This is a genomic window from Prescottella agglutinans, assembly GCF_004011865.1.
Taxonomy (GTDB): domain Bacteria; phylum Actinomycetota; class Actinomycetes; order Mycobacteriales; family Mycobacteriaceae; genus Prescottella; species Prescottella agglutinans.
This window is the reverse complement of the sequence record NZ_RKLP01000001.1, coordinates 63,943-90,493: the sequence shown is the minus strand read 5'-3', so window position 1 is coordinate 90,493 and position 26,551 is coordinate 63,943. Positions and strand designations below refer to the sequence as shown.

The 26,551-nt window shown below is 69.1% G+C and carries 27 protein-coding genes and 3 tRNA genes; 19 read left to right on the top strand and 11 right to left on the bottom strand.

The features are described 5' to 3' along the window. The first annotated feature begins 23 nt into the window (after positions 1 to 23). The 4 genes from EGT67_RS00465 to dnaG all read left to right on the top strand — a co-directional run bounded on the left by EGT67_RS00465 (position 24) and on the right by dnaG (position 4,679). Positions 24 to 449, top strand: coding sequence for a hypothetical protein (locus EGT67_RS00465; protein ID WP_127914090.1), 426 nt, complete (start codon positions 24 to 26; stop codon positions 447 to 449). Between the two features lie 334 nt (positions 450 to 783). Continuing rightward, positions 784 to 1,383, top strand: a complete 600-nt coding sequence (locus EGT67_RS00460; protein ID WP_421958078.1) for a YdcF family protein — start codon at positions 784 to 786, stop codon at positions 1,381 to 1,383. Next, positions 1,380 to 2,669 (top strand): deoxyguanosinetriphosphate triphosphohydrolase, encoded by a 1,290-nt coding sequence (locus EGT67_RS00455; protein ID WP_127914088.1) that lies wholly within the window; start codon positions 1,380 to 1,382, stop codon positions 2,667 to 2,669. Before EGT67_RS00460 ends, EGT67_RS00455 begins: the two co-directional genes overlap by 4 nt. Before the next feature lie 81 nt (positions 2,670 to 2,750). Continuing rightward, positions 2,751 to 4,679, top strand: coding sequence for a DNA primase (gene dnaG, locus EGT67_RS00450; RefSeq protein WP_127914087.1), 1,929 nt, complete (start codon positions 2,751 to 2,753; stop codon positions 4,677 to 4,679). Between the two features lie 18 nt (positions 4,680 to 4,697). On the opposite strand, the gene EGT67_RS00445 is transcribed toward dnaG, so the two are convergent. Continuing rightward, on the bottom strand, positions 4,698 to 4,946 hold the full coding sequence (locus EGT67_RS00445; RefSeq protein WP_127914086.1) for a hypothetical protein: 249 nt from the start codon (positions 4,944 to 4,946) through the stop codon (positions 4,698 to 4,700). A 136-nt stretch (positions 4,947 to 5,082) separates the two neighbouring features. Here EGT67_RS00445 and EGT67_RS00440 point away from each other — a divergent pair. After that, a tRNA-Asn gene (locus tag EGT67_RS00440) sits at positions 5,083 to 5,155 on the top strand. 229 nt (positions 5,156 to 5,384) lie between these two features. Here the strand turns inward: EGT67_RS00440 and EGT67_RS00435 are convergent. Further along, positions 5,385 to 6,071 (bottom strand): 3'-5' exonuclease, encoded by a 687-nt coding sequence (locus EGT67_RS00435; protein WP_127914085.1) that lies wholly within the window; start codon positions 6,069 to 6,071, stop codon positions 5,385 to 5,387. A gap of 169 nt (positions 6,072 to 6,240) precedes the next feature. Here EGT67_RS00435 and EGT67_RS00430 point away from each other — a divergent pair. Further along, positions 6,241 to 6,314, top strand: a tRNA-Ile gene (locus tag EGT67_RS00430). A gap of 247 nt (positions 6,315 to 6,561) precedes the next feature. Here EGT67_RS00430 and EGT67_RS00425 read toward each other — a convergent pair. Next, entirely contained in the window at positions 6,562 to 6,831 is a 270-nt protein-coding gene (locus EGT67_RS00425) for a hypothetical protein (protein ID WP_127914084.1), read from the bottom strand. Positions 6,832 to 7,385: 554 nt separating this feature from the next. Between EGT67_RS00425 and EGT67_RS00420 the strand changes: the two genes are divergently transcribed. The 3 genes from EGT67_RS00420 (at position 7,386) to EGT67_RS00410 (ending at position 10,025) form a co-directional block, all read left to right on the top strand. After that, complete coding sequence (locus EGT67_RS00420; RefSeq protein ID WP_127914083.1) at positions 7,386 to 8,513, top strand: NDMA-dependent alcohol dehydrogenase; 1,128 nt, start codon at positions 7,386 to 7,388, stop codon at positions 8,511 to 8,513. A gap of 34 nt (positions 8,514 to 8,547) precedes the next feature. Next, the gene (locus EGT67_RS00415) at positions 8,548 to 9,369 is read left to right on the top strand and encodes a serine hydrolase domain-containing protein (RefSeq protein ID WP_127914082.1); all 822 of its coding nucleotides are present in this window, start codon (positions 8,548 to 8,550) and stop codon (positions 9,367 to 9,369) included. Positions 9,370 to 9,512: 143 nt separating this feature from the next. Beyond that, positions 9,513 to 10,025, top strand: coding sequence for a DUF3145 domain-containing protein (locus EGT67_RS00410; protein ID WP_127914081.1), 513 nt, complete (start codon positions 9,513 to 9,515; stop codon positions 10,023 to 10,025). A gap of 88 nt (positions 10,026 to 10,113) precedes the next feature. On the opposite strand, the gene EGT67_RS00405 is transcribed toward EGT67_RS00410, so the two are convergent. From EGT67_RS00405 to aceE, 6 genes are all read right to left on the bottom strand, one after another. Then, positions 10,114 to 11,547, bottom strand: a complete 1,434-nt coding sequence (locus tag EGT67_RS00405; RefSeq protein ID WP_127914080.1) for an acyl-CoA carboxylase subunit beta — start codon at positions 11,545 to 11,547, stop codon at positions 10,114 to 10,116. A gap of 96 nt (positions 11,548 to 11,643) precedes the next feature. Continuing rightward, entirely contained in the window at positions 11,644 to 12,891 is a 1,248-nt protein-coding gene (locus EGT67_RS00400; protein WP_127914079.1) for a KasA/KasB family beta-ketoacyl-ACP synthase, read from the bottom strand. Between the two features lie 7 nt (positions 12,892 to 12,898). Then, positions 12,899 to 13,210: a meromycolate extension acyl carrier protein AcpM gene (gene acpM, locus EGT67_RS00395; RefSeq protein ID WP_127914078.1), complete on the bottom strand. Its 312-nt coding sequence runs from the start codon at positions 13,208 to 13,210 to the stop codon at positions 12,899 to 12,901. 93 nt (positions 13,211 to 13,303) lie between these two features. Continuing rightward, a complete protein-coding gene (locus EGT67_RS00390) occupies positions 13,304 to 14,221 on the bottom strand; it encodes an ACP S-malonyltransferase (RefSeq protein WP_127914077.1) in 918 nt (305 codons plus the stop codon). 128 nt (positions 14,222 to 14,349) lie between these two features. Then, positions 14,350 to 15,705 carry a helix-turn-helix domain-containing protein gene (locus EGT67_RS00385; protein ID WP_127914076.1) on the bottom strand — a complete coding sequence of 452 codons (1,356 nt, stop codon included), beginning with the start codon at positions 15,703 to 15,705 and terminating at the stop codon, positions 14,350 to 14,352. A 112-nt stretch (positions 15,706 to 15,817) separates the two neighbouring features. Continuing rightward, the gene (gene aceE, locus EGT67_RS00380; protein ID WP_127914075.1) at positions 15,818 to 18,676 is read right to left on the bottom strand and encodes a pyruvate dehydrogenase (acetyl-transferring), homodimeric type; all 2,859 of its coding nucleotides are present in this window, start codon (positions 18,674 to 18,676) and stop codon (positions 15,818 to 15,820) included. Between the two features lie 365 nt (positions 18,677 to 19,041). Between aceE and EGT67_RS00375 the strand changes: the two genes are divergently transcribed. From EGT67_RS00375 to EGT67_RS00355, 5 genes are all read left to right on the top strand, one after another. Beyond that, complete coding sequence (locus EGT67_RS00375; RefSeq protein WP_127914074.1) at positions 19,042 to 19,464, top strand: DUF3052 domain-containing protein; 423 nt, start codon at positions 19,042 to 19,044, stop codon at positions 19,462 to 19,464. 88 nt (positions 19,465 to 19,552) lie between these two features. Beyond that, the gene (locus EGT67_RS00370) at positions 19,553 to 20,017 is read left to right on the top strand and encodes a peroxiredoxin (RefSeq protein WP_127914073.1); all 465 of its coding nucleotides are present in this window, start codon (positions 19,553 to 19,555) and stop codon (positions 20,015 to 20,017) included. 32 nt (positions 20,018 to 20,049) lie between these two features. Further along, positions 20,050 to 20,121: transfer RNA gene (locus tag EGT67_RS00365), tRNA-Val, on the top strand. Positions 20,122 to 20,308: 187 nt separating this feature from the next. Further along, positions 20,309 to 20,848: a hypothetical protein gene (locus EGT67_RS00360; RefSeq protein ID WP_127914072.1), complete on the top strand. Its 540-nt coding sequence runs from the start codon at positions 20,309 to 20,311 to the stop codon at positions 20,846 to 20,848. A 138-nt stretch (positions 20,849 to 20,986) separates the two neighbouring features. Further along, a complete protein-coding gene (locus EGT67_RS00355) occupies positions 20,987 to 21,559 on the top strand; it encodes a protein-tyrosine phosphatase family protein (protein WP_241565827.1) in 573 nt (190 codons plus the stop codon). Here EGT67_RS00355 and EGT67_RS00350 read toward each other — a convergent pair. Continuing rightward, positions 21,536 to 22,288: a VIT1/CCC1 transporter family protein gene (locus EGT67_RS00350; protein ID WP_127914071.1), complete on the bottom strand. Its 753-nt coding sequence runs from the start codon at positions 22,286 to 22,288 to the stop codon at positions 21,536 to 21,538. The two genes, EGT67_RS00355 and EGT67_RS00350, sit on opposite strands and share 24 nt — an antisense overlap. 151 nt (positions 22,289 to 22,439) lie before the next feature. On the opposite strand from EGT67_RS00350, the gene EGT67_RS00345 reads away from it, so the two are divergent. Genes EGT67_RS00345 through EGT67_RS00325 form a run of 5 tightly spaced genes read left to right on the top strand, consistent with a single transcriptional unit; the run spans position 22,440 to position 25,999 of the window. Continuing rightward, entirely contained in the window at positions 22,440 to 23,036 is a 597-nt protein-coding gene (locus EGT67_RS00345) for a DUF4178 domain-containing protein (protein WP_127914070.1), read from the top strand. Continuing rightward, positions 23,033 to 23,536, top strand: coding sequence for a DUF2617 family protein (locus EGT67_RS00340; protein WP_127914069.1), 504 nt, complete (start codon positions 23,033 to 23,035; stop codon positions 23,534 to 23,536). The genes EGT67_RS00345 and EGT67_RS00340 overlap by 4 nt, the downstream gene beginning before the upstream one ends. Before the next feature lie 8 nt (positions 23,537 to 23,544). Further along, positions 23,545 to 23,934 carry a DUF4247 domain-containing protein gene (locus tag EGT67_RS00335; protein ID WP_127914703.1) on the top strand — a complete coding sequence of 130 codons (390 nt, stop codon included), beginning with the start codon at positions 23,545 to 23,547 and terminating at the stop codon, positions 23,932 to 23,934. A 32-nt stretch (positions 23,935 to 23,966) separates the two neighbouring features. Continuing rightward, positions 23,967 to 24,437 carry a DUF350 domain-containing protein gene (locus tag EGT67_RS00330; RefSeq protein ID WP_127914068.1) on the top strand — a complete coding sequence of 157 codons (471 nt, stop codon included), beginning with the start codon at positions 23,967 to 23,969 and terminating at the stop codon, positions 24,435 to 24,437. Then, complete coding sequence (locus tag EGT67_RS00325; RefSeq protein ID WP_241565826.1) at positions 24,434 to 25,999, top strand: polyamine aminopropyltransferase; 1,566 nt, start codon at positions 24,434 to 24,436, stop codon at positions 25,997 to 25,999. The genes EGT67_RS00330 and EGT67_RS00325 overlap by 4 nt, the downstream gene beginning before the upstream one ends. A 22-nt stretch (positions 26,000 to 26,021) precedes the next feature. On the opposite strand, the gene EGT67_RS00320 is transcribed toward EGT67_RS00325, so the two are convergent. Continuing rightward, positions 26,022 to 26,549 carry a DUF2231 domain-containing protein gene (locus EGT67_RS00320; RefSeq protein WP_127914066.1) on the bottom strand — a complete coding sequence of 176 codons (528 nt, stop codon included), beginning with the start codon at positions 26,547 to 26,549 and terminating at the stop codon, positions 26,022 to 26,024. Positions 26,550 to 26,551: the final 2 nt, after the last annotated feature.

Sequence of the window (26,551 nt, the reverse complement as noted above, 5' to 3'; positions counted from 1 at the left end):
GTTCGGGCTACGATGCGAGGCCGTTGAAAACCGACCGGCCGGTAAGTCGGCCGGAGTCTGGAGGGAAATTCTTGAAGCTTCGTACTCGCATGATCGGTGCTGCTCTGATTTCTGCTGCTGCGGCAGCGCTGATGGTGGGTGCTGCCGGCACCGCATCGGCCGTTTCCCCGCGCTCGGGGGAGGGCTACCAGGGGATCTCGTTCGACCGGAACGAGACTCGGGTACTGCGCGATCTGGGCGCCGGCCCCGTGATCGACGCTTTCATGCCCCTGGATCAGGTCGCCGTCTATCTCGGTGACGGGTCGATCTACGACACTCCGTGGCCGTACACGAACGCTACGACTCAGCAGCTGATCGACGAGGCGGTCGCTCGTGGGGGATACATTCAGTTCGATCTGAACGATCCCGCGATCTGGGGTAGCCGCTTCGATGTCATTCAGCAGTGGTGATCGGCTGAGCTGAGCCGCCCACTGCCCCTGCACCCGGTTCGGGTGTGGGGGCAGTGGTTTGAGGTCTTCGGTAGTGTCGGGGCTGTCTGTGGAGGTGCTCGAACACCATTCGACGCCGACCGATCGGGCCGCGGCGCGGTCTTGCGAGTGGCCCGCGTGTAGTGGGCCCATGGCGTTGTACTTGTCGGGACGGCGCCGCACACCGCGTACGGGGAGGGGTGTAGTGCAGAATCGGGGAGTGAGTACCGCGCCCAGCTACGACCCGCCGGAGCTGTACCCACGTCCCGCGCCGCGCCGCTCGTTCGGTGCCGCGGTCGGACGTTGGGTCAGCCGACTGGTACTGGGCACGATCCTGATCGGCGTCGTGCTCGTCGGCGGAACCGCGGTCCGGGTCTGGCAGGTCGCGCGCATCAACGACACCACCCCGGCCGACGCGATCGTCGTGCTTGGGGCGGCGCAGTACGCGGGGACGCCGTCGTCGGTGTTCGGGGCCCGACTGGATCAGGCCCGCCAGCTGTACGAGCAGGGCGTGGCCCCGGCCATCATCACGGTCGGTGGCAAGCAGGAGGGCGACGAGTACACCGAGGCCGCGTCGGGCAAGAACTTCCTGATCGACGAGGGTGTGCCCGCGGACGCGATCACCGCGGTCGAGGAGGGCTCGGACACCCTGCTCAGCATCGAGGCCGTCGCCCGCGAGATGGGGCAGCAGGGGATGCGTTCGGCGGCGCTCGTGAGCGACCCGTGGCATTCGCTGCGGACCCGGACGATGGCGCGCGACGCCGGCATCGAGGCGTGGACGGCGCCGACCCGGCAGGGCCCCGCGGTCCTCACCCGCGAATCGCAGCTGCACGGAATCACCAGGGAGACAGGCGCTTTGCTGTGGTATCAGCTCACCCACTTCTCCGCGGACTTCCCGTACACGGCGGGACAGTGACCGGTCCGGCGGCACGCGCGGGCTACACCGCGCACGATCTGGAACGGCGGGTGCCCGAGCCACCCAAGACGGCGGGGCTGGTGCCGACGGCGGAGGCCTCCCAGCACCGATCGGCGTTCTCCCGCGACCGGGCGCGCGTGCAGCACTCGGCGGCGCTGCGGCGGTTGGCCGACAAGACCCAGGTCGTCGGTCCGCGCGACGGCGACACCCCGCGCACCCGGCTCACCCACTCGATCGAGGTGGCGCAGATCGGCCGCGGCATCGCCGACGGGCTGGGCCTCGACCCGGATCTGGTCGACCTCGCCGGCCTGGCCCACGACATCGGTCACCCGCCGTACGGCCACAACGGGGAGACGGCCCTCGACGAGGTCGCCGAGAAGTGCGGCGGCTTCGAGGGGAACGCGCAGAACCTGCGCATCCTCACGAGCCTCGAGCCGAAGGTTCTCGATTCCCAGGGTCGCAGCGTCGGGCTCAACCTGACCCGGGCCTCGCTCGACGCCGCGATCAAGTACCCGTGGACGCGCCCCGCGCCCGGCGCGAAGTTCGGCGCGTACGACGACGACGCGGACGTGCTCGCGTGGGTGCGCGCCGGCGCCCCCGACGGGCGCAAGTGTCTGGAATCACAGGTGATGGACTGGGCCGACGACGTCGCGTACTCGGTCCACGACGTCGAGGACGGCGTGATCGCCGGCCGCATCGACCTGCGCGTGCTGGCCGACCCGGTGGAGGTGCGGGCGCTCGCCGAATTGGGGGCCGCCCAGTTCGGGGGCCTGATCGTCGACGAGTTGGTCGAGGCGGCCGACCGACTGTCGCGGCTGCCGGTCGTGGCCGCGGTCGGGGACTACGACGGCACCCTGAGCAGTTCGGTGGCGCTGAAGAACCTCACCAGCGAACTGGTGGGCCGGTTCGCGTCCGCCGCGGTGAGCGGCACCCGGGCCGTCACCGGTCCCGGACCGCTCGCGCGCTACCAGGCGGACCTCGAGGTCCCGCCGATCGTGGCGGCGGAGGTGGCGCTGCTCAAGACCGTGGCGCTGCACTACGTGATGTCCGACGACGGTCACAAGAATCGTCAGGATCGGCAGCGGGACCGGGTCCACCGGGTGGCGGAGTGGCTGCTGCGGACCGCACCGGCCGGGCTGGACCCGCTGTTTCTGCCGGCCTGGAACGCGGCGGACGACGACGCCGCCCGGGTGCGCGTGATCGTCGACCAGATCGCCTCGTGCACCGAGAGCCGACTCGAGCGGATCGACAAGCAGAGCCTCGGGGCCCAGGCCAGCTGGGGGTAGGCAGCGGGGCTGCCCGTGCGCCTTTTCGGTGGTGTGGGCTACCAGAAAGGCGCACGGGTGCGGAGCGCCTAGACTGTCGAGGTGGCCGGCCGAATTCCTGACAGAGACATCGCGGCCGTTCGCGAGCGCACCCGGATCGAGGACATCGTCGGCGAGTACGTCTCGCTCAAGCGCGCGGGCGGCGACTCCATGAAGGGGCTGTGCCCCTTCCACGACGAGAAGTCGCCGTCGTTCCACGTGCGGCCCAACCACGGACACTTCCACTGCTTCGGCTGCGGCGAGGGCGGCGACGTCTACTCGTTCCTGCAGAAGATCGAGCACGTCAGCTTCGTCGAGGCCGTCGAGCAGCTCGCCGACCGCATCAGCTACCAGATCTCCTACGAGGGCGGTGGGCCGTCGGTCCAGCGCGACCGCGGCACCCGGGCGCGGCTGGTGGCCGCGAACGCCGCCGCGCAGGAGTTCTACGCGGCCCGGCTGAAGGAACCCGACGCGCAGGCCGCCCGCGACTACCTCACCGAACGCAACTTCGACGCCGCCGCGGCCGCCCAGTTCGGCTGCGGCTACGCCCCGGACGGCTGGGACACCCTCACCAAGCACCTGATGGCCAAGGGCTTCGACGCGAAGGAACTCGAGGCCGCGGGCCTGTCGAAGGAGGGCCGACGCGGACCGATCGACCGGTTCCATCGGCGGCTGCTGTGGCCCATCCGCAATCTCGCGGGCGACGTCATCGGCTTCGGCGCCCGCAAGCTGTTCGACGACGACACCATGCCCGGCAAGTACGTCAACACCCCCGAGACCATCCTGTACAAGAAGTCGAACGTTCTGTTCGGGCTCGATCTGGCCAAGCGCGAGATCGCCAAGGGGCACCAGGCCGTCGTCGTCGAGGGCTATACCGACGTCATGGCGATGCACCTGGCCGGCGTGAAGACCGCGGTCGCGTCGTGCGGCACCGCGTTCGGTGACGAACATCTCGCGATGCTGCGCCGACTGTTGATGGACGACAGCTATTTCCGCGGTGAGGTGATCTACACCTTCGACGGCGACGCCGCCGGCCAGGCGGCCGCGATGAAGGCGTTCGAGGGCGACCAGAAGATGGCCGGACAGACGTTCGTGGCGATCGCGCCGGACGGGATGGATCCGTGCGAGCTGCGCCAGCAGTCGGGTGACGCGGCCGTCCGCGACCTCGTCGCCCGGCGCACCCCGATGTTCGAGTTCGTCGTCAAATCGCTTCTCGCCGAACATGATCTGGACACCGCGGAGGGCCGTGTCGAGGCCCTGCGGCGCACGGTCCCGGTGGTGGCGCGGATCAAGGAGTCGACGCTGCGCGATCAGTACGCCGTGCAGTTGTCGGGGTGGGTCGGATGGGACGACATCCCGACGGTGCGCCGCCGGGTCCGGGACGAGGCGCGCAAGTTCGCGCGCGGCGGGGGATCCGCGCCGACCAAGCGCCGTCCCGTCGCGGTCGCGCCCGCAGCCTCGGCGCCGAGTCCGGCGCCGGGGGTGTCACGGCCGCGGCCGAACGATCCGGCGCTGTGGCCGCAGCGGGACGCGCTCAAGGCGGCGCTGCAGTACCCCGCGATCGCCGGCACCGTCTTCGACTCGCTCCCGCCCGAGACCTTCACACACCCGGCCTACGTCGCGGTGCGCGAAGCGGTCGGCGCCGCGGGCGGAACCTCGTCGGGGCTCGGCGGGGCCGAATGGGTCGACGCCGTCGGCCGCGCCGCCGGCGACCTCGTCGTGCAGTCGATCGTGATGGAACTCGCGGTGGAACCGCTGCCCGCCGACGACGACACCGCGCCCCGCTACATCCGGGGCGTGCTGGCCCGACTGCAGGAGGTGTGGGTCGGTGAGCAGGTGGCCGAACTCAAGTCCAAGCTGCAGCGCATCTCGCCGACCACGGACTCCGACGAGTTCCATTCCCTGCTGGGCGATCTCGTGGCCCTCGAGCAGTACCGCCGCAGCCTGCTCGACCAGGCCATCGGCGACACCAGCGGCGAGGGCATCGCCTGACCCTCGCCTCCGGCGGCGCTACTTCCGGCGCAACTGGTCCTGGGGGACCAGGATCGTCGTCTGCTCGTCGATCGGCTTCATCGGTTCGAGCTTCGGCTGCGTGTTGAGCGAATCCGACAGTTTCTGTCGGCCCACCTCGATCGCCTTCTTGGTGGCAGGACTGGTCGCCACGGCCTTGGCGGCCTTGCTGATCTGTTCGTACCGGGCCCGCCCGGCCCGGGTGCCCAGGACGTAGCCCGCCGCAACGCCTACCAACAACCGCAACATTTCCGGATTCCTCCCGTCGAAGTGCCTGTGTACATCCTGCACGATCGGGCTCTGGTCAGGCGATTTGGTACTTGGGTGGGGGTATGGGCTACAGTTTCTCAGGCGCCGCCGGAAAGGGCAGCGCCGAGCAGGACAATCCCCTGTAGCTCAATTGGCAGAGCATTCGACTGTTAATCGAACGGTTGCTGGTTCGAGTCCAGCCGGGGGAGCTCCCAAGGAAGGCCCCCACCCTCACGGGTGGGGGCCTTCATTGTTTTGTGGTGTGTGTCGTCCGGCCGTTCCGGACGACCGTGAGGCCGCTAGGAACGGTCGGGACTGCCACGCACGGCGGGCCTGCTCCCGAGCGTGAACCACACGAGCGACCCGAGGATCGGCAGGGAGGCGACGATCAGGATCCCGTCCTGACAGGAGCGGGCCGGTGTCCGGCCCGCCCGCGTGTCAGGCCGCGGTGCGGATCGGCCAGCGGCCGTCGACGTCGGAGGTGTCCCGGCCCTCGCGCCGCAGGTACTCGAGGAAGTCGCGCTGGCGTTCGGCGTGCCACGTCGTCTGGCTGGCCATCATGTCGTCGAGATCCGCGAGGTGCGGGAACCGTTGGGGGAGTAGGCGCGCCAACTCGGCCGCGGCGAGGGCATCCGCCTCCGCCTGGTGCGCGGAGCCGAGATCGATCCCGTAGTGCTCGCACAGGGCGCCGAGCGTGCGCTTGCCCCGGCGCCGGGGATCCACCTCGCGATCGATCACGTACGGGTCCAGGACCAGTCCGTAGTCGTGTAGCGGACCGAAGCCGAGGCGGCGCCCCTCGGCGTCCATCACGGTGAGGTCGTACGCGGCGTTGAAGGCGACGACGGCGTAACCCGCCTCCCATGCCTCCGTGAGGGCCTCCCGGATCTCCCGGTACCCCGAGGCGTAGTTCTGGCCGTGCTCGCGGGCGTGGGCCGTGGAAATGCCGTGTATGGCACTTGCGCCCGCAGGGATCTCGACCCCCGGATCGACCATCCAGTTGCGCGGCCGAGGCCCGTCGCCGTCGACGGTGACGACACACGCGGTCACGATGCGCGCCGAGAGCGGATCTCGGCCAGTGGTTTCCAGATCGAACGCGCAGATCGGTCGGGTGGTCCAGTTACTCATTCACGGTCCTTCGGCTGTCGCCGGAGCTCGGTGCTCGCCGGCGCTGCCCGTCAGTCTGCTGCGAGCCACCGACAGTCCCGGACTTCCGCACGACATACGCGACCCCGCGGGCGGGAACTGTCGAATACGGGCGGTACGATTCCGCTGTCGGCGTTTCTCGCCGCGGCACGGGGCGGTAGCTCAGTCGGTTAGAGCCGTGGACTCATAATCCATTGGTCGCGGGTTCGAGCCCCGCCCGCCCCACATCACTCGGTGGTCGTCGCCCGTCCGGTCACGCTGAGGCAATCGCGATGCGGCCCGGCGGCGCCCCGCACGCGGGACATCGACATCGGAGCCGTGTCGGCATCGATACGGTACGTGCGAGGCGAGTGCGCATGACGTCGCCGGCGCGCCGCCAAACGACGATTTCACCTGAGCGGCAAGAGTATTGGCTTCTCCGCGGGTCGGGACGGCCTGTCCCGGCCTCCGGGCGTACCCCTCCCGTGGTCCCTCAGCGCGTCGGCTCGGGATCACTTGGTTCGCGGTGGTCGTCCGCGGCCTGGGCCTGGCCTCGATCGCGGTTCGTCGGGGCCGGGAACCCGAGGGCCCACTCGGGTTCCCGCTGCGCACGACGCTCAGCCTGTCGACGGTCCCGTTCGGCGTCCCAGCCCTGGCAATGCTCGCACTTCTGGTACAGATCGCCGCCCGGACCGACGCCGGGTCGGCGATGCGCTTTCGGGATCTCCACGCCGACCGGGCAGTCCGCGAACACGTGATACACCCTCTCGGCCCTTGCTGCGCACGAGAAATACGGCAGGAACCTCTTCACGCCCCTCCCCGGGTCGAACATCGAAATCCATTCTGCCTACGACCTTGCCCCCGATAGGCCCACCGGAGGTAGGGGAGAACGCCCCTATGCGCCAGAGGAGTTCGTCCTGGGTAGGCCCGAAAACCCGCAGCAGGGCGCGGTACCGCCCGCACCCCGCTGTCGCCGGGTGTGGAACGGGGCGGCCAACGACAGACATCCGTCGCCGAGGTCGATCGACGACCCCTCCGGATCCATCGAGCACTACTGGGAACCGGACCCGGCGGCGCCGCCGTGACGGATGCCCGGACGCGTGAGGCGGCGCGGCGACACGCCGAGGACAACTGTCCAGACGGCGGTCCGAACGGTCGACCGGCCAAGGAGCCTGTTTGCATTGCAGCGCCGTGACCTGCGCAAACCTCCCGTCGAAATGACCGCCCAGCTTTCGAGCACCTAGAACATGTTTCAATTTGAAAGATTTGTGGCTATCGTCACAGCCACCGGTAGTCAGGTATGGAAGGGCGGTTGCAATGAAGACCAAGGGCGCGTTGCTGTGGGGCGTCAACGAGAAGTGGTCGGTCGAGGAGATCGAACTCGGTGACCCGGTCGCCGGCGAGGTGCAGATCCGCATGGAAGCCGCCGGCATGTGCCACTCCGACCACCACATCGTCACCGGTGCGACGCCGATGCCGTCCTACCCCGCGATGGGCGGCCACGAGGGCGCCGGCGTGATCACCAAGGTCGGCGAGGGCGTCAAGGATCTCGAGGTCGGCGACCACGTCGTGCTCTCGTTCATCCCGGCGTGTGGACGCTGTCCGTCGTGTTCCTCGGGCCACTCGAACCTGTGCGACCTCGGCATGGGGCTGCTCAGCGGTCAGGCCATTGCCGACGGCACCTACCGCATCCAGGCCCGCGGCGAGAACGTGATCCCGATGTGCCTGCTGGGCACGTTCTCGCCCTACATGACGGTGCACGAGTCCTCCGTCGTGAAGATCGAGAAGGACATCCCGTTCGAGCTCGCGGCCCTCGTCGGCTGCGGCGTCCCCACCGGTTGGGGTTCGGCGACGAACATCGCCGAGGTCAAGCCGGGTGACTCGGTCGCGATCATCGGTGTCGGCGGTGTCGGCATGAGCGCGCTGCAGGGCGCCGTCGCGTCGGGCGCGCGCCACGTGTTCGCGATCGACCCGTCGCAGTTCAAGCGGGAGCAGGCGCTCAAGTTCGGTGCCACGCACGCCTTCCCGTCGATGGAAGAGGCGATCGTCCCGATCATGGAGATCACGTGGGGTCGCATGTGCCAGAAGACGATCATCACGGTCGGTGAGATGAAGGGTGAGTACGTCGACCCGGCCCTCACGCTCACCGCGAAGAACGGTCGCTGCGTCGTCACCGCCATGGGTCACATGGCCGACATGGACGTCAAGCTCAACTCGTTCCTGCTCTCGATGCTGCAGAAGGACCTCAAGGGCAACATCTTCGGTGGCTGCAACGCCCGCGTGGACATCCCGAACCTGCTGAACCTGTACCGCGCCGGTCTGCTCAACCTCGAGGACATGGTCACCAACACCTACTCGCTCGAGCAGGTCAACGAGGGCTACCAGGACATGCTCGACAACAAGAACATCCGCGGCGTCATCCGCTACACCGAAGCGGACTGGTAAATCGCCGATCGGGCATCTCTCGTAATCTGATCGGGTGCAGACTCTCGATCGGATCGGGCAATGGCCGGTGGACAACGCCTCGGCCGCCGTCGTCTACGACGGTGGCCGAGGCGTTGCGCATTTCGGTGACCGGCAGCGGGTCTACCCGCTCGCGTCGGTCACGAAGCTGCTGTGCGCGTACGCCGCCCTCGTCGCGGTCGAGGAGGGGGCGATCGACCTGGACCAGCCCGCCGGTCCACCTGGTTCGACGGTGCGGCACCTGCTGGCGCACGCGTCGGGCCTCGCGTTCGGCGAACACAAGGTGCAGGCCGAACCGGGCGCCAAGCGCATCTACTCCAGCGCCGGCTTCGAGGTGCTGGCGGACTTCGTCGAGGCCGAGAGCGGCATTCCCTTCGCCGACTACGTCGCCGAGGCCGTGTTCGCGCCGCTGGGGATGGCGACGGCCGCGCTCGTCGGGCCGGCCGGCCACGGTGCGCAGGCCAGTGTCGACGACCTGAGTCGATTCGCCGCCGAACTGCTGAGGCCCACGCTGGTCTCGCCCCAGACCCACGCCGAAGCCACCACCGTGCAGTTCCCGGGGCTGGCGGGCCTGCTCCCCGGATACGGCCCGCAGCGCCCCAACGACTGGGGTCTCGGCTTCGAGATCCGAGACGGCAAGAGCCCCCACTGGACCGGTGTCGGCAACTCGTCGGACACCTACGGACACTTCGGCCAGTCCGGCACATTCCTCTGGGTCGATCCGCAGGTCGACGCGGCGTGCGTCGTGCTCACCGACCGGGCCTTCGGCGACTGGGCCAAGCCGCTGTGGCCCGAGGTCAGCGACGCCGTGCTGGAGGGGCTGCGGGCACGCGGGTAGATCAATTTACTGCTATCACTGGCGTAACAGTGGCATCACAGGGCACACTGATGCACTGTGTGTCGCGGTGCGGCACATGAGGCTCCAGTTCCCGGGCGAGGTCGTTGGGGAAGACGTCCCTCGTCGAGGCTGGAGGTGTTGCAGTGCGCTCGTTGAACCAGTTCGCGGACGCGACGACCGGAGTGATCTACGTCCACTCGTCGCCGGCGGCCGTGTGTCCACACGTCGAGTGGGCACTCGCCTCGATTCTCGATGCCCGCCCCAACCTGCGCTGGACCGCGCAGCCCGCATCCGACGGCACACTCCGGGCAACCTGTGACTGGGCCGGTCCGGTAGGTACGGGGGCCCGGTTGGCCGGCGCGCTGCGGGCGTGGCCGCTGCTGTACTTCGAGGTGACGGAGAACGCGAGCGACGGCGTCGACGGCGAACGATTCGGGCATGCGCCGGGACTGGGACTGTGGCGCGGTGCCATGAGCGCGAACGGGGACGTCGTGGTCGGCGAGATGCAATTGCGCGCGCTGCTGGCGAAGGGGCGAGACGAGTTCGCGACCGCCGTCGAGTATGCGCTGGGCACCCCCTGGGACGACGTGCTCGAGCCCTACCGCAGTGGTGGCGAAGGGGCGGAAGTCACCTGGCTGCATCGGAACGTGGGGTAGACCGCGAAGATCGTTGTGGGGTCCGCGTGCCGTTCCGGACGCCGAAGGGCCCCGCGTCGACGCGGGGCCCTTCGGAATGCTGGAGTCTTTACAGCGGAATGTTCTTGTGCTGACCGCGGTTCGCGGGGGCCGCGGCGAGCGCCGCGGTGATGACGCTGCGGGTCTTGGCGGGATCGATCGTCTCGTCGACGACGCCGATCGAGATGGCCCGGCCGACACCGCCGGCGATGGCCTCGTGCTCGGCGGCCAGGCGCTCGTGCAGCGCCTCGCGCTCCTCCTCCGGAGCGGCCGCGAGAGCACGCTTGTGGAGGATGCCGACGGCAGCCTTCGCGCCCATGACCGCGACCTCGGACTCCGGCCACGCGTACACGGCGGTCGCGCCGAGCGCGCGGGAGTTCATCGCAATGTAGGCGCCGCCGTAGATCTTCCGGGTGACCAGCGTGACGCGGGGGACCGAGGCCTCGGCGAACGCGTGCAGCAGCTTCGCGCCGCGGCGCACGACGCCCTCCCACTCCTGGCTCACTCCCGGCAGGTAGCCGGGGACGTCGACGATGACGACGAGCGGGATGCCGAACGCGTTGCACAGCCGGACGAAGCGGGCGGACTTCTCGGCGCTCTCGGAGTTGAGGCAACCACCCAGGCGCAGCGGGTTGTTCGCGATCACGCCGACCGTGCGACCACCGAGGCGGCCCACGCCGGTGACGATGCTGCGAGCCCAGTTGCCCTGCAGCTCTTCGAAGCTCGACTCGCCCTCGACGTTGTCGAGGAACTCGTGCACGATCGGGCGCACGTCGTAGGCACGCTTGGCCGACTCCGGCATGAGCGCACGCAGATCGGTGTCGCCGTGCTCGGCGGCGGCGAGATCGAACTCGCCCTGCTCGCAGAACATCGACACGAGGCGGCGGGCGCGGTGGTAGGCGTCGTCCTCGTCACGCGCGGCGATGTGCGCGACGCCGGACTTCTTGCTGTGGGTGTCGGGTCCGCCGAGGGTCGCCATGTCGACCTGCTCACCGGTGACGCTCTTGACGACGTCGGGGCCGGTGACGAACACGCGGCCCTCGGGAGCCATGATCACGACGTCGGTGAGCGCGGGACCGTACGCGGCGCCGCCGGCGGCGAAGCCCAGCACGACCGAGATCTGCGGCACCAGACCCGACGCGCGCACCATGGCCTCGAAGACCAGGCCGACGGCGTGCAGGGCCTCGACACCCTCGGCGAGTCGGGCGCCGCCCGAATGCCACAGGCCGACGACCGGCGCCTTCTCGGCGATGGCGGTGTCGATCGCGTCGACGATGTGCTTGCAGCCTTCGACGCCCATCGCGCCGCCCATGACGGTGGCGTCCGAGCAGTAGGCGATGGTGCGGACGCCGTCGATCTCGCCGGCGGCGGCGAGCACACCGGACTTGTCGCGGTCATGTAGGGGAGCGACGGTACCGGCATCGAACAGCTTGGCGAGACGCGCGAGCGGATCGCGCGGATCGGTCGATGCTTCGGACTGCGTCGCGGGAGCCAAGACGGTCATCGTGTCCTCCTGAGCAAGCCCACGTGGGGCGAAGGTTCGGGGGTGGGGACCCCGGGTGCGGGGCCCCCACCTGGCAATCCAGCGAATTCGGCTGGGTTATGCCCGGCCGAAGGCGAGCGCGACGTTGTGCCCACCGAAACCGAACGAATTGTTGATCGCGAAATCGATGTCGCCGTACCGGGGTTCACCCTTCACGACGTCCAGATCGATCTCCGGATCCTGGTTGTCGAGATTGAGCGTGGGGGGAATGACGCCCTCACGCACACTCAGGACCGTGAGCACAGCCTCGAGGGCGCCGACGGCGCCGATCGAGTGGCCCAGAGCCGACTTGGGCGCATACACCGCAGCGTGAGTACCGACCGCGGCCTTGATGGCGAGACTCTCGGCGATGTCGCCGATCGGAGTCGCGGTGGCGTGTGCGTTGATGTGCTTGATGTCGGACTTGGTGAGACCTGCGGTCTCGATGGCCCGGGTCATGGCGCGAGCCGCCCCGGTGCCCGCCGGATCGGGTGCCACGATGTGGTAGCCGTCCGAGGTGATTCCCGTGCCCAGCAGTCGGGCGTGGATCGTCGCCCCACGTGCCTTCGCATGCTCCTCGGTCTCGAGGACCATCATGGCGCCGGCCTCACCGAAGACGAACCCGTCCCGGTCCTTGTCGAAGGGGCGCGAGGCCGCCTTCGGGTCGTCGTTGCGGGTGCTGAGCGCGCGCATCATTGCGAAGCTCGCGATCGGCACGGAGTCGATACTGCCCTCGACTCCGCCCGTGACGACGATGTCCGCGTCGCCCATCGCGATCATGCGGAACGCATGCGCGATGGCCTCCGACCCGGACGAACACGCCGATACCGGCGTGATGACACCGGCGCGCGCGCCGAGTTCGAGTCCGACGGTGGCCGACGGTCCGTTCGGCATCACCATCTGAACCGCGAACGGCGACACCTTGCGGTAGCCACCCGTCCGCAGCTTGTCCACGGCGTCGACGAGAGCCTCGCCGCCACCGAGTCCGGTGCCTATGACAACCCCGAGACGATCCTTGTCGACCTCGGGGCTGCCGGCGTTCTGCCAGACCTGCCGACCCAGAACCAGAGCGAGACGCTCGACGAAACTCATCCGGCGGATCTCGACCCGGCTCAGTGCGTCGTCGAACGGGACCTTCAATTGGCCACCGAAACGCACAGGTAGGTCGAATTCCTCCACGAACGAGCCCTCGAGCACGTCGATGCCGCTCTCACCGGCCAGCAGGCCCTTCCACGTGCCATCCACATCTCCGGCAACCGACGTCGTAGCCGCGAGGCTGGTGACGACGATGTTGGGGAATCTCCCTCGGGTAGAAGCGGAAGTCACGGTTGGCTCACTCGTCGTCGTTCTTGGCGGCCTCGAGCTTGGCCTTGACGGTCTCTGCTGCCTCGCCGCCCTCGGCCTCGACCTTCTGGATGTACGAGACGACATCGCCGACGGTACGCAGGCTGGCCAGATCCTCGTCCGGGATCTTCACGCCGTACTTGTCCTCGGTCTGGACCGCGATCTCGACCATGGACAGCGAGTCGATGTCGAGGTCGTCGACGAACGACTTCTCGATCGTGACCTCGGACGGCTCGATGCCGGTGACCTCTTCGATGATCTCGGCGAGGTTGGCGATGATTTCTTCCTGGTTGGCGGCCACTACGTGGCTCCCTTCTTCATTCGATGTTTCGTGTCTTCGGTTTTCGGATCAGCCGGGGCCGACCCGGCACGCGCATCGTGAGCGCGCGGCGAGCTAACCGTCTTCGGTGAATTCGGTCAGTGCGGAAAGATCCCCGGGCTCCTTGAGCGGCACGGTCGGTGTGCCGCGCATCTCGCGCTTGGCGATCCCGATGAGGGTGCCTGCCGGAGGAAGTTCCGCGATCGCCGAGACCTGAGCGGCCCGCAGGCTCGCGGTACACAGGTCCCAACGCACAGGTCGGGTCACCTGCGCGGCCAGCTTAGCCAGGGCGTCGGCGCCGGAGGACACCGGCGCGCCGTCCGAATTGGAGAGCAGGGTGCGGACGGGATCGCTGGGTGCGATCCGCGATGCAGCCTCGGCGACGGCGTCCTGCGCGGGTGCCATGAACCGAGTGTGGAACGCACCCGCAACCGGCAGGGCGCGGACGCGGGCCTTCTCCGGCGGATTCGCTGCGAGCTGCTCGAGGGCGTCCAGACGACCCGCCGCGACGATCTGACCGGCCGCGTTGCGATTGGCCGGTGTGAGGTCGAGTTCCTCGAGCCGTGACAGGACCGCGTCCTCGTCACCGCCGAGAACCGCGGACATGCCGGTGGGCTCCAGCGCGCACGCCTTCGCCATCTCGCCACCGCGGATCGCGGCGAGCATCACCGCGTCGTCGGCGGAGAGAACTCCGGCGACCGCCGCGGCGGCGAGTTCACCGACGGAATGGCCGGCGACGATCGTGTCCGCCGGGACGAGCCCGCGGCGTTCGAGTTCCTCGTACGCGAGGAGTGCGGCGGCCACCACGAGCGGCTGAGTCACGGCGGTGTCCGTGATCTCCTCCGCCGACGCCGTGGTGCCGAGGCGCGCGAGGTCGAGACCGGAAGCCTTCGACCACAACGCCACGCGATCGTGTGCGCCCGGCAGCTCCAGCCAGGGGCTGAGCATGCCGGGTGTCTGGGAGCCCTGACCCGGGGCTAGCAACGAAATCACGTCTACAAGAGAACACGTTCACCCCGCCTGCGCGAGATGTTGTCGAGGATGAACTCTGGACAGGTGTTTTGTAGGTTTCCCACAAAAAAGCACGTCGGCGGCCGCTATCGGATTCGGACGCTCCAGTGTTACGCCCCCACGTTCCGGAATGTGAAATTTGTGACGGATGAGTCGGAAGTCGTAGATTGAACGCGCGTTTGGGCAAGTCGGCCGACTGTCGCTGCGACGCGGAGCACATACGCGTCACGCGGGTTGGTTGGATCCCGTCGCGTGATTTCTGAAATTCGCTTCAATCGGTACCGAACCGTATTTGGATGAACAAACAGCTGGCGCGCACAGGCTTCCACCGCGCCCCCCGAGTCCAGATAGGCGTCGAGCGTCTCCGCGAGCGAGGTCCCGGCGGTCGACAACGGCTGTATCAAACGCTCATTGAGGGCGGCCACCGCGGCGGTATCTCCGAGCAGGGCACGTTCGGGTAACAGCTCGGCGGCAAACACGGGTCGGGGCGCGCCCCGCCAGCCCACGACGGCCTCGATTCCGGCGAGCGCCTCCACCGCGCTGAAGTGTGCCGCGCCCAGGGTCGGGGTGGTCGGACCGATCACCACCGGACCGTCCGAGAAGCTCTCCATCAACTCGTGTACGAACTCGTGGGCGCCCTTGCTGCCGTGCAACTCGCCGCTCACCACCATCACGAGCCGCTCGCCCTGGACCACCGCGAGCGCGGCCCGGCCATGCTTCTGGGCGGTGGTGTGCACCGTGCCGATCACCGAGACGCTCTCTTCGGGCGGGGGAGTACCCACGATCACCGTCGCCGGTGCGGTCGCATTCCAGTTCAGGGTCGCGGCGCGCGACTGCAGGTCGGATCCCGTGTCGCCGCGGACCACCGCGTCGACGACCAGGGCCTCGAGTCGGGTGTCCCATGCGCCGCGCGACTCGGCCGCGCTCGCGTACACCGACGCCGCCGCGAAACCGAGCTCACGGCCGTACCGCAGGATCGACTCGGTGAGCGCGACCAGTTGCCGGTCGTTCCGGGCGAGCGCGGGCAGTCGCTGCTCGAAGAACTCCATCGCCACCCGCACCATGTCGACGGTCTGCCGCAGGGTCAGCCGGCGGGCGAGATCCTGCGGGATCACCTGGAACGCGTCGATGGTGAACCGGATGTCACTGTCGGAGTCGGTGAGCCATTCCAGGAAGTTGACCACCGACCTCTGGACGATCATCTGGACGCTCGCGCGCTGCTCGGCGTCGAGGTCGGCGAAGAAGGGCAGCTGATCCTGCATCGAGGCGATCGCCTCGGTGGACAGCCTGCCGGAGAACTGCTTGACGCGGCGCAGCAGCGCGTCGGGCAGGGAGTCGCGGCTCGGCCTCCCCGTCGGGTTCGGGGCCGGCGGCTGGTAGCGCGCGCGGCGGGGCTGCGGCGGTGCCGGGTGCTCCGCGCGCGCGGGCGGGGAAGGGTTCGACGTCTCGGGCTGATCCGCGGCCATGAAAAGGAACTTACGCCCGCCGCCGGCACGAGGTCCGAGGACACTCGTGCCGGCGACGGGCGTTCAGCGTGTTCCGTGTTCGCCGCGGCCGATCAGCTCGATCGGCCCGGCGTCACGCGACGCCGGGATCCGACGTCTGCTCCGGTGCGGCGAGCACGTCGTCGATCCGGTAGCGCGCGGCCGCCTCGACGGCCTTCGACCGTTCCACCTCGCCCGACTTCGCCAGCGCCGAGAGCACCGCGACCACGATGGACTCGGCGTCGACGTTGAAGAACCGGCGCGCGGCCGGACGGGTGTCGGAGAAGCCGAACCCGTCGGTGCCGAGCGTGGTGTAGGAGCCGGGGACCCACTGGCGGATCTGGTCCGGCACCGCCCGCATCCAGTCCGACGCCGCCACGAACGGACCCTGGGCCTGCGAGAGGACACGGGTGACGTGCGGTTGCGGTGCGTCGATGCCCGGGTTGTGCAGCGCCTCGCGCTCGCACTCGATGCCCTCGCGGCGCAGTTCGCCCCACGACGTCACCGACCACACGTCCGCTGCGACACCCCACTCGTCGGCGAGCAGCTGCTGCGCCCGCAGACCGTCCGGCATCGTCACGCCGGAGACCAGGATCTGGGCCCGCGGGCCGCTGTTCTCGGCGCGCTTGTACAGGTAGATGCCCTTGAGCAGGCCGTCGACGTCGAGGTTCTCCGGCTCGGCCGGCTGCTGGTACGGCTCGTTGTAGACGGTCAGGTAGTAGAAGATGTTCTCTCCGCCGAACCCGTCCACGCCGGGCGTTCCGCCGTACATGCGGCGCAGGCCGTCCTTGACGATGTGCGCGATCTCGAACGAGAACGCCGCATCGTAGGAGACGGCGGCCGGGTTGGTCGACGCCAGCAGCAGCGAGTGACCGTCCGCGTGCTGCAGGCCCTCACCTGTGAGGGTGGTGCGGCCGGCGGTCGCGCCGAGCACGAAGCCGCGGGCCATCTGGTCGGCCGCGGCCCACAGGCCGTCACCGGTCCGCTGGAACCCGAACATCGAGTAGAAGATGTACACCGGGATCATCGGCTCGCCGTGCGTGGCGTACGACGTGCCCACCGCGGTGAACGACGCCGTCGAGCCGGCCTCGTTGATGCCCTCGTGGAGGATCTGTCCGACCGAGCTCTCCTTGTAGGCGAGCATCAGTTCGGCGTCGACCGACGTGTACAGCTGGCCGTTGCGGTTGTAGATCTTCAGCGACGGGAACCACGAGTCCATGCCGAACGTGCGGGCCTCGTCGGGGATGATCGGGACGATGCGCTTGCCGATCTCCTTGTCGCGCAACAGTTCCTTGAGGATGCGCACGACGGCCATCGTCGTCGCGACCTCCTGCTTGCCCGAACCCTTGCGGACGACGTCGTACGTCTTGTCCGCCGGCTGGGCGAGCGGAGCGGCGTCGGTGCGGCGCGACGGCAGGAACCCGCCGAGCGACTTGCGACGCTGCAGCATGTACTGGATCTCCGGCGAATCCGGCCCCGGGTGGTAGTACGGGGGCAGGTACGGATCCTTCTCGAGTTCCGCGTCCGAGATCGGGATCCGCTGGATGTCGCGGAAACGCTTGAGGTCGTCGAGGGTGAGCTTCTTCATCTGGTGCGTGGCGTTGCGGCCCTCGAAGTGCTTGCCGAGGGTGTAGCCCTTGATGGTGTGCGCCAGGATGACCGTCGGCTGGCCCTTGTGCGCCATCGCCGCCGCGTACGCCGCGTAGATCTTGCGGTAGTCGTGGCCGCCGCGCTTGAGGTTCCAGATCTCCTGGTCGCTCATGTCCGCGACGAGGGCCTTGGTGCGCGGATCCCGACCGAAGAAGTGCTCGCGGACGAAGGCGCCGTCGTTGGCCTTGTACGTCTGGTAGTCGCCGTCCGGCGTCTCGTTCATGAGGTTGACGAGCGCGCCGTCCTTGTCGGCGTGCAGCAGCGAGTCCCACTCGCGGCCCCACACGACCTTGATGACGTTCCAGCCGGCGCCGCGGAAGAACGACTCCAGCTCCTGGATGATCTTGCCGTTGCCGCGGACCGGGCCGTCGAGGCGCTGCAGGTTGCAGTTGACGACGAACGTCAGGTTGTCCAGGCCCTCGGTGGCCGCGACGTGCGCGAGACCCCGCGACTCGGGCTCGTCCATCTCGCCGTCGCCGAGGAACGCCCACACGTGCTGGTCGGCGGTGTCCTTGATGCCGCGGTCGTGCAGGTAGTGGTTGAAACGCGCCTGGTAGATGGCGTTCATGGGCCCCAGGCCCATCGACACCGTCGGGAACTCCCAGAAGTCGGGGAGCAGACGCGGGTGCGGGTACGACGGCAGGCCGCCGCCGGACTGGGCGTGGCTGGCCTCCTGACGGAACCCGTCGAGCTGCTCGGCCGGGATGCGCCCCTCGAGGAACGCGCGGGCGTAGATGCCCGGCGAGGCGTGCCCCTGGACGAAGATGTGGTCACCGCCACCGGGGTGATCCTTGCCGCGGAAGAAGTGGTTGAAGCCGACCTCGTACAGCGCCGCGGACGACGCGTAGGTCGAGATGTGACCGCCCACGCCGATACCCGGTCGCTGGGCGCGATGCACCATGATCGCGGCATTCCAGCGGATCCAGGCGCGGTACCGCCGCTCGACCTCTTCGTCACCGGGGAACCACGGCTCGTTCTCGGTCGGGATCGTGTTGACGTAGTCGGTCGAGGTGAGCGCGGGGATCGCGACATGCTTCTCGCCGGCGCGCTCGAGCAGGCGCAGCATCAGATACCGGGCGCGGGCGTGGCCGGCCCGGTCGAGCAGGCCGTCGAACGATTCGAGCCACTCGCTGGTCTCGTCCGGATCGATGTCCGGCAGATAGGAAGCCACCCCTTCGCGGATGACGCGGACCCGGCCGTCGGTGCCGGGCTGCGCGTTCGCAGCGGGTGACGAGGCCCCTCCGGAGACGCCTGGTGTGTCGGCGTTCGGTTGAGACGCGGGCCCCTGGATCAGGTCTGACAAGGTGTGCTCCTCATTGTGGTGGGACGCGCGGTGTCGCGTCCGCTCCATCCGGTCGGTCCTTGTTAGGACCTACCGAGTTTCCATATGAATATGGCGCAGCACTCATCTTTCACCATCCAGACGAACTGAGCACCCCCGCTCCGGTTGTTCGGTACCCGGCGCGTCGCGACCGCCCGTTCGGTCGGGGATTTGCCCTGATCCGGGCGGTACGGGGCCTCCTGGCGACACTTTCTCGAGATTTTCGGGTTCGTCGGCTTGCGCTAAAGGCTTCGACCATGTTCGCTTTCCACTATTGATCGACACATGCTCGGTCCCGACCGGGGTCTGCGAATTTCGCGCCCCACCGAACAGAGGAGGACACCACCGTGGTCGCCGCGGAGGACGCTCAGAACTACGCTCAGAAACTCGGCGTTATCCACGACATGGTGGTTCAGGAACTGGGCTGGGACGAGGACACCGATGAAGAACTGCGCGTCTCGGTCGAGGAGGCCATCGGTGGCGAGATGGTCGACGAGGACTCTGACGAGGTCGTCGACGTCGTGCTGCTGTGGTGGCGTGACGGTGACGGGGACCTGGTCGACGCGCTGATGGACGCCATCGGTCCGCTGTCGGACGACGGTTTCGTGTGGGTCCTGACCCCCAAGACGGGTCGACCCGGCCACGTCGAGCCCAGCGAGATCGCCGAATCCGCACCGACCGCCGGCCTGACGCAGACGTCGGCCGCGAACCTCGGGTCGTGGAGCGGCAGCCGGTTGGTGCAGCCGAAGGCGCGCGCGCCCAAGCGCTGATCGACCCCCGTAACTCCAGTTCCGTTCATCCGCGCGGCGTAGGTTTGTCGTGGAGGATGCGCCGACGTACCCGACGTTAGGACCAGGCATGCCTCTCGAGGTGGGCGCCACCGCGCCCGATTTCACGCTCAAGGACCAGAACAACCAGGAAGTCACGCTTTCCGACTTCCGTGGCAAGAAGAACGTCCTCCTCGTCTTCTACCCGCTCGCGTTCACCGGTGTGTGCCAGGGCGAACTGTGCCGGGTGCGCGACGAGTTGCCGAAGTACCAGAACGACGACGCCGAGATCCTCGCGATCTCCGTCGGGCCGTCGCCGACCCACAAGATCTGGGCCGCCGAGCAGGGCTACACCTTCCCGCTGCTGTCGGACTTCTGGCCGCACGGCGCCGTCGCCGAGGCGTACGGGGTGTTCAACGACAAGCTCGGCTTCGCCAATCGCGGCACTTTCGCGATCGACAAGGACGGCATCATTCGCTTTGCGGAGATGAACGGTCCCGGCGAACCCCGTGACCAGGCAGCTTGGGAGAAAGCGCTCACCGCGCTAAAGTCCTGAAGCGATTCCGGCGGCATTCGTCGCCGGATTTCGGGCGTGTAGCTCAGTGGTAGAGCTCTGGTTTTACACACCAGCGGTCGGGGGTTCGAAACCCTCCGCGCCCACGGCAACAATCCCCCTGGACTGCAGAGAGCATGCAGTCCAGGGGTTTTTCATTCCCCAGGGTCCATCTTCGTCGGCATGCCGACATTCTGCCGACAGTCGCTGGGGTGCTCGCAGCGCTCGATGCCGTCGCGACGACCTGGAGATCGTCGTCCAGGAACGGTCCGAATCTCCGAGGAGAGCGAACACGTGATCCAATCCGCGCTGCCCTTCGACGACCCCGCCTGGGCGTCGCTACCGACACGGGAGGGCGACGGTTCCTGGGTGCCGAAGTGGCTGACGGAGCTTTCCCGAGATCCCGCGGACGCTGCGCACTTCGCGGACGGCTGGCCTGCCCTGTGCTCGGAAGGCACGACGTGGCCGGCGGCCATCGCGGCATTCCCTCACCTCGTGCGCATTGCCGAATCGCTACCGCCCGGCGCGCGGTTCGAGTACGTCACCGTGTTCGGCCTCATCGCGGCCGATTGGGAGCCCGGATCGGATCCGCTGTTCGCCGTACCGGACACCGTCGAGTCCGCCTATCGAGCAGCCCTCGCCCGCGCGCTCGAACTGGCCGCCGCCGAGTCGGCGTTTCCCATCGGGAACGAGCGCGACCTTCGGTATCTGCTCATGTCCTTCGCTGCACTGCACAACGTTCCGGAGCTGGCGAGGTGTCTCGACGATCTGGACGACGACGAGACCTGCCCGCGCTACGCGGCGCACGTCTGGGGTGAAGACGCACCGATGTGACGGGCTCCCCGCGCCTACTGCGTGATCCTCTACCGGCCACCGCATGTCCGTTCGGTGCGCTTTTCGGCGCCTCTCAGCGGAAAACGGAGATACTGGAATCCTCAGGAAGTCTTGGCCGCGACCCGAACGGACCCGAGCGTGAACGACGACTTGGTCGACCCCACGGCGGTCGACCCCACGGCGGTCGACCCCACCGCGATCGACATCCAGATCGACCCGATGCGGCAGCACCTGGTCGGGATCACCGCGCACGGGCACATCCCGTTCGACGTTCCGGTGATCAGCGAGATCGCCCCGAACCTGTGGCAGGGCGGCTGCCGGGACGGCCTGGTCCTCCCGGACTTCGTCGTCCACCTCGTGTCGCTCTACCCGTGGGAGCAGTACGACATCCGACACAACATCGACTCCGAGATGTACGTGCGCATGTACGACAGCGCCGAGCAGGGGTTCGATCAGGTCGACGCGCTCGCGGCGTGGGTGAACGTGTGCCGGGAGACCGGGCCGGTGCTGGTGCACTGCCAGGTGGGGCTCAACCGTTCGAGTCTCGTCGCGGCGCGGGCGATGGTGCTGTCCGGGGAGGCGGACCCGGCCGGTGCGGTGGCGTTGCTGCGGGCGCGGAGGTCCCCGGCGTGCCTGTGCAACGCGGCCTTCGAGGAATGGCTGCTGGGCGAGTCGGCGGGACGGGCGTCAGACGCCGGCGACGCCGAGTAGCTGGCCGATCCCGTAGGTGACGGCCATCGCCAGTGCGCCGCCGGTCACCACGCGCAGCACGGCGCGGGGTCGGCTGGCGCCGCCTAGTCGGGCGCTGAGGCTGCCGGTGATCGCGAGCGCCGCCAGCATCGCCACGAAGGTGACCGGGATCCGGGCGCTGGCCGGTGGCAGCAGGATCGCGAGCATGGGCAGGATCGCGCCCACCGTGAACGAGATCGCCGACGCGATCGCGGCCTGCCACGGGTTGGTGAGCTCGTCGGGGTCGATGCCCAGTTCGGCTTCGGCGTGCGCGGCGAACGCGTCGTGCGCGGTGAGCTCTTCGGCGACCTTCCGCGCGGTCGCCGGCGACAGCCCCTTGTCCTCGTAGAGCGAGGCCAGTTCGTCGAGTTCGGCCTCGGGGATGGTCGACAGCTCGACACGTTCCTTCGCCAGCAGCGCCCGCTCGCTGTCGCGTTGTGTGCTGACCGACACGTACTCGCCGAGGGCCATCGACACGGCGCCGGCGGCCAGGCCCGCCAGCCCGGCAGTGAGGATCGGCCCGCGGTCGGTGGTGGCCGCCGCGACACCGACGACCAGGCCGGCGACGGAGACGATGCCGTCGTTGGCGCCGAGCACACCGGCGCGCAGCCAGTTCAGGCGCGACGCGAGTGCACCGACGTGGGGTTCGGCGGCGTGCGGACCGTTGGAGGTGCGGTGCGTCGAATCGGGGGACTCCGCGTTCGAGGTCACAACCCGAAGGCTATTGCGAGCGAGTCCGATCCACCAGCAATGCAAGGCTGCCCGAAGCTGCAACCGCGCTCGGACGCGACTGGCTGTCCGTGGCCGTGCGCCGGTAGGGTCTGGCGTCGCACCGAATCGACGTAGGGGGAGCGCTGCCCGGATGACTGTCCTGATTCTTCTGATTGTCCTGCTGATCCTGGTTGTGATCGCCGGCATCGCCGTATTCGTGTGGCGCGCACGGACTCCCGCCACACCCGGGCGGGTCGATCCGCTCGCCGACTACCCGGAGGTCTACGACCCGCACAAGATCGGCGTCGGCGACATCGTCACATACGCCGGCATCGACCACGTCGTCCGCGGCACCATCACCCTCGACCAGGAGGGATACCGCTGGCACGAGCACCTGCTCGACGGCTCCACGGGGCGGCGCTGGCTCACGGTCGAGGACGACGAGGGCGAACTCGAGATGACGCTGTGGATGCGGCGCGAGGGGACCGGCCTCGAACCCGGTGGCGACGTGATCCTCGACGACCGGGTGTACCGGAAGATCGAGTCCGGCTCGGCCCGGTTCACCGCCGAGGGCACCACCGGCACCGCGCCGTCCGGGTCGATGGACTACGCGGACTACGCGACCGCCGACGAGACCGGGCTGCTCGCGTTCGAGCGATGGGCGAAGACCGCGTCGTGGGAGGTGTCGACGGGCCGCGCCGTCACCCGCGGCGAGCTGACGGTCATCCACGCGGGCCCCGCCACGTGAGCGTGCATCTGCTCGACGTCGCACCGTCGGACGTCGACGCGGACGCGCTCGGCCTGGTGCTCGACGCCCCGGCCCCCGAGGCCCTCGCGGAACTGCATCTGCGCGACGAGGCCGCCGGAGCGCTCACGCTCGGCGTCCTCGGGGCGTCGCACGTCGTGACCGCCTCCACCGCGGAAAGGCGCTTCACCGAGCAGGTCTCGTGCGACGCCCGCCGGGTCGGCGGACGCGACCTCCCGGCGGTCGACGAGCGGTCCGGATACCGGTTCGTCTCGCGGGTCGCGCGGGTCCCGGCCGCCGAACTGCGGGCACGGGCGGCGCAGTTGCGTGCGCAGGCCGACGGTGACGACTGGATCTGCGGGACCTTTCCCGGCGACCGTGACGCCCTGACCGCGCTGACGGCGGTCGCCGTCGACGGCGAATGGCGCTGGCGGACCTGGCATCTGTATCCGGGCGCGGTGACCGGCACGGTGGTCGAGACCGAGAGCAGGTGGCGGGCGTGAGGCGCGGGATGCTCGGCGCCCTGGCCGTCGCCGCGGTGCTGCTGACCAGCGGATGCGGTGGGGGAGTGCGCGACCACATCGCCGACAAGTTCGCGCACCGTGGCACCCAGGGCGACATTGCCACCTACTACTCACCGGATCCCGTCGGTACCACCGTCTCGCGCATCGTCCGCGATGACGTGCCGGCGGCCCGCAAGGCCGACGGCAACAACGAATACCTGCGGTACAACGACGACATCGTCACCGTCGGGCCCGCGCCGGGCGGCGGCAGCACGATCGACGTCGAGGACCTCGACGGCCGTTACCGCAGCGGCCATTTCACCTACCTGGGCACTGGGTTCACCCCCGGGTCACCGGCCGCAGGGAACACCTCGGGCGGATCGGGATCCGCGAAATGACCGCCAACACACACCTAGCGGGGAGCGCGAACATGACCGTCACGAACCTGGCCGCCGCCACCGAGATCGGAACCGTCGAGTTCCTGCCGGTGGTCGGTGGCGTCCTGGCCACGCTCGCCTACTTCGCGGTCGGGATCGGAGTGCTGACAGCCGGATTCGCGATGCTCGACGCGCTCACGCCGGGCAACCTGCGACATCAGGTGTACGTCGCGAAGAACCCCAACGCGGCGCTGCTGCTCGGGGCCAATCACCTGGCGCTGGCGATCATCGTGGTGACCGCCATCCTGACCAGCTCCGACGGGTTCGCGCAGGGCATCACCGATTCGCTGGTGTACGGCGTGGTCGGCGTGGTGCTCCAGGCAGCCGCGCTCGCGATCATGAACGTGCTGCTGCCCGGGCGTCTGGTCGCGCTGGTCGACGAGCCGCGCATGTGCGGCGCCGCATGGGCGGTCGCGGTGACTCTGTTCGCGGTCGGGCTGGTCAACGCCGCCGCGCTGTCGTGACGGTGACCGCGCCCGTCGAGCCGGCCCGGTCGCAGCCCGCGCTGGGTCGCCGGTCGCGGGTGGTGCTGCTCGCGGCCGTCGCGGCGTGCGCGGCGTGCGGCCTGGTGTACGAACTGGCGCTGCTGACCCTCTCGACCAGCCTCACCGGCGGCGGCATCACCGAAACCTCGCTCATCGTGGCCGGGTTCGTCGCGGCGCTCGGGCTCGGCGCGCTCGCGGCCAAACCCCTGCTGCGCCATGCCGCGCCGTCGTTCGTCGCGGTCGAGGTGGTGCTCGGGCTCGTCGGCGGCGTCAGCGCCGCCGCGCTGTACGTCGCGTTCACGTTCCTCGGCTCCTCGACGTGGGTGCTGGTGCTCGCGACTGCGGCGATCGGCATGCTCGTCGGCGCCGAGGTGCCGCTGCTGATGACGCTGCTGCAGACGGGCCGCGAGGGCGACGCCGCCGACACCGGCAAGGTGCTCGCGAACCTCAACGCCGCCGACTACGCGGGCGCGCTGGTCGGCGGACTGGCGTGGCCGTTCGTGCTGCTGCCGGCGGCCGGGCTGATCCGGGGGACGGCACTCACCGGCATGGTGAACCTGGTGGCGGCGGCCGTCGCGGCGCTGTTCCTGCTGCGCGGACACCTGCGTCCCGTGGTCCGGGCGTCGGCGATGCTCGCGCTGCTGCTGGCCGCCGCGCTGCTCGGTGGGCTGCTGGTGCGCGCGTCGGACATCGAGACGACATCACGGCAGCGCCTGTACCCCGACCCGGTCGTGTACGCCCAGCGCTCGCAGTACCAGGAGATCGTCGTCACCGAACGCGCCGGCGACGTGCGCCTCTACCTCGACGGGGATCTGCAGTTCTCGAGCCGCGACGAGCACCGGTACACCGAGGCCCTGGTGTACCCGGTGCTCGCCCGCAACCCCGGCCGGGTGCTGATCCTCGGCGGCGGCGACGGACTCGCGGCCCGGGAGGTGCTGCGCAACCCCGGCGTCCGGGAGATCGTCCAGGTGGAACTGGACCCGGCGGTGCTCGACCTGGCGAACACCCGCCTGCGGGCGCTCAACGGCGGAGCCCTCGAGGACGAGCGGGTGACGGTCGTCGTCGACGACGCGTTCCGGTGGTTGCGGGAGGGCGCGGGCGGACAGTTCGATGCCGTCATCGTCGACCTGCCCGACCCGGACACCCCGACACTCGGCCGGCTGTACTCGACCGAGTTCTACGGGGTGGTGGCCACCGCGCTCGCCCCCGGCGGGCTGTTGGTGGTCCAGTCCGGCAGCCCGTACTCCACCCCCGACGCCTTCTGGCGCACCGTCGCCACCGTCGGATCGGTGGGACTGGGCACGACGCCCTACCACGTGTACGTGCCGAGCTTCGGGGACTGGGGCTACGTCCTCGCGCAGGCCGGTCCCGCGCCGCAACTGACGTTGTCACCGGACGCCGCCGAGCGCCGGTTCCTCGACCCGGCGACCCTCGCGTCGGCCGCGGTGTTCCCGCTCGACCGCCAGCGCCGCGACCTCGAGCCGTCGACCCTGGACCGGCCGCGCATCGTCGACGACATGCGACGCGGCTTCGAGCGCTGACGACGAGGCCTCGTCGACACGGTCACCGCGTCACGTCGGCCGATTCCTCGTCCCCGGCACCGGATCCGCTCCAGACCGCGGCCGCGCCGCTGTCACCGATTCGGTAGACCTGCACGACCGATCCCACGGACGCGGCGATCGCGACGACGGCCAGCGCGATCACCACCGCCCGGGGCGTCCGCCCGCGCGACGGCCCACGGCGGGACTCCCGCCACGCGCGCACCCGCGGATCGTGGACGGCCCACCACACCAGGGAGACCAGGAAGACTCCGGCCGACCAGAAGATCAGTTGATCGCCGAGTTCGGCGTGGATCCGCACGAGTGGGTCGCCGGGCGTCCTTTCCTCGAGCCACTCGCCCGCGTGCGTCGTGAGGGGGACCAGGATCAGAGTGATCAGTGCGATCACGGGGGCCAGGACGCCGATTCGCCGACGTGCGGCCGGCCAGCAGACCGACAGCAGCACCAGCAGAGCGGATATCGGCACCAGCACCGCCACGAAGTGCACGAACAGCGGGTGGATCGGCATTCCGTTGAATGTCGTGGGGCCCATGA